Here is a 257-nt window from a genome sequence, read left to right on the forward strand (position 1 = left end):
CTCGACACGAAGAAGCTCGGGCGCATCGACGGCGTCGGCCACCGCATCACCGGCGACCGGACCGGCCAGAGCAGCAAGCGCGGCACCGGCTGGGAGGCCCTGCACGTGGCCGTCGATGATGCCTCGCGGCTCGCCTACACCGAGATCCTGCCTAACGAGCGGAAGGAAAGCGCCACCGCCTTCCTGGAGCGGGCGTTGGCTTGGTTTGAAAGCCTCGGCGTCACCGTCGAGCGGGTCATGACCGACAACGGCTCGGC

General features: G+C 68.9%; 1 protein-coding gene. It reads left to right on the forward strand.

Annotation, left to right across the window (positions count from 1 at the left end; genetic code table 11):
• Positions 1–257, forward strand: a 257-nt coding sequence (locus FVE89_RS06145) for a DDE-type integrase/transposase/recombinase (protein ID WP_160533157.1), incomplete at both ends; no start/stop codon positions are given.

The sequence above is a fragment of the Methylobacterium sp. 2A genome (assembly GCF_009806555.1).
Lineage (GTDB): Bacteria > Pseudomonadota > Alphaproteobacteria > Rhizobiales > Beijerinckiaceae > Methylobacterium.